The sequence below is a fragment of the Mucilaginibacter sp. P4_E8 genome, from assembly GCF_056401495.1.
Genome location: NZ_JBFUJG010000330.1, coordinates 1 through 2,048, shown reverse-complemented (window position 1 = coordinate 2,048; position 2,048 = coordinate 1). Strand labels below are relative to the sequence as shown.

The following is a 2,048-nucleotide window of genomic DNA, read 5'->3' as shown; positions in this document are numbered from 1 at the left end:
GAGCTGGTTATGTTGGTGGCCCAACTATGGCGGTAATTGCAAAAAAATGTCCCCACATTAAAGTTACAGTTGTTGATTTGAATGAGCAGCGTATTGCTGCATGGAATGATCCGGATGTTAATAACATTCCGGTATATGAACCAGGTTTAAGCGAAGTTGTTGCCGAAGCCAGGGGCCGCAATTTGTTTTTTTCAACAGATGTTGAAGCGGCTATCGACGAAGCACAGATGATCTTTATATCTGTTAATACGCCAACTAAAACTTATGGTGCCGGCAAAGGTCAGGCTGCAGATTTAAAATGGATTGAACTTTGTGCAAGACAAATTGCCCGTGTTGCAAAAGATGATAAAATTATTGTTGAAAAATCTACTCTACCCGTAAGAACAGCAAGTGCAATAAGGGATATCATTACACATACAGGTAGTGGTGTACATTTTCAAATCTTATCTAATCCTGAGTTTCTTGCCGAAGGAACTGCCATGGAAGATCTGGATGCCCCGGATCGCGTATTGATAGGTGGCGATAGTACACCGGAGGGCCAGGTGGCAGTTAAGGCACTGGTTGAGGTATATGCTAACTGGATTCCGCAAGAACGTATTTTAACTACTAATGTTTGGTCGTCTGAATTATCAAAATTAACCGCAAATGCGTTTTTAGCGCAAAGGGTTTCTTCTATTAACTCACTAACTGAACTTTGTGAAAAAACAGAAGCCGACATCAGTGAAGTTGCCCGGGCAATAGGTACCGATAGCCGAATTGGACCTAAATTTCTGAAAGCATCAGTTGGTTTTGGTGGTTCATGTTTTCAAAAAGATATTTTAAACCTTGTTTACATTGCCAGGAGCTATGGTTTGCAGGAAACAGCTGATTACTGGGAACAGGTAATTATTATGAATGATCATCAAAAGAAGCGTTTTGCCAATCAGATGATCAAAAATCTATATAATACTGTTAATGGCAAAAAAATAGCATTTTTAGGCTGGGCATTTAAAAAAGATACAAATGATACCAGGGAATCAGCAGCTATTTATGTAGCCGATCATTTATTATATGAGCAGGCCGATATTTCGGTTTATGATCCTAAAGTTCCTGAACGTCAGGTATATGCTGATCTTGACTATTTGGCTACCCGCAGCCCTGAGGAAAACAAAAAAGGGGTGAAAGTAGTTGAAGATCCTTATGAAGCATGTAAAGATGCTCATGCTATTGCCGTTTTAACTGAGTGGGAAGAATTTAAGAATTACGACTGGCAACGCATATATGATAGCATGTTAAAACCTGCTAAGATTTTTGACGGCCGTAATTTGCTTGATGCCGAAAAATTGAGAGCTATAGGATTTCAGGTTAGATCAATTGGATCAACCCTTTAATAGATAATTCAATAACCCTATAAAATATAAAGAGCGAATTGAAATCATTTCAATTCGCTCTTTTTTGCAATAAAGTTATAAGGTCGCTGCGTTATTTATTATAAAGATTCTTTAACCTTCATCCCATCTCTTTTAATGATATAAGCCGGAACGCCAACTACGGTACTATTGCCGGGTACATTTTTTACCACTACCGCATTTGCACCTACAATTGAATTTCCTCCTACAGTTACATTGCCTATTACTTTTGCGCCGGCTCTTATAGTTACATTATCTTTAATCACGGGCGAATCGGCACCATTAAACCCAATGGTTACCTGTTGATTTATCCAGCAATCCTTACCAATTGATTTTGCAGTTATAATGGTAGCAAAACCATGCTGAATATAAAGGCCTGGTCCAATGTCTTGAGTGTGTATAAATAATGTGTTCATCTTTGGGCAAAGAAAATTTATCAGCACAGAAACACTTCCCACCCTATTATAAAAGAGATTTCTAAATTCAGGATAATAGGTCATTAATTTAATGAAACCAGCCTGTGTGCCTCCTGCCGCTTTCTTATTTATTTTCATCCATCTTAAAATGTCATAAATAATAATAGTTTTTTTACCGTGTATGTTAAAAATAATCACATGAGGAATAAGCCTTATTAGGCTAATAAGGAGCATTGTGGTTTTA

Annotated in this window: 2 protein-coding genes; one reads left to right on the top strand and one right to left on the bottom strand. The window is 37.8% G+C overall.

Features of this window, described 5'->3' with window-relative positions; all coding sequences use genetic code 11:
* Nucleotides 1-1,370, top strand: a 1,370-nt coding sequence (locus tag AC1DRQ_RS31075) for a nucleotide sugar dehydrogenase (RefSeq protein ID WP_477429929.1), incomplete at its 5' end; no start/stop codon positions are given.
* Between the two features lie 98 nt (nt 1,371-1,468).
* On the opposite strand, the gene AC1DRQ_RS31070 is transcribed toward AC1DRQ_RS31075, so the two are convergent.
* On the bottom strand, nt 1,469-1,804 hold the full coding sequence (locus AC1DRQ_RS31070) for a serine O-acetyltransferase (protein WP_477429927.1): 336 nt from the start codon (nt 1,802-1,804) through the stop codon (nt 1,469-1,471).
* Nucleotides 1,805-2,048: the final 244 nt, after the last annotated feature.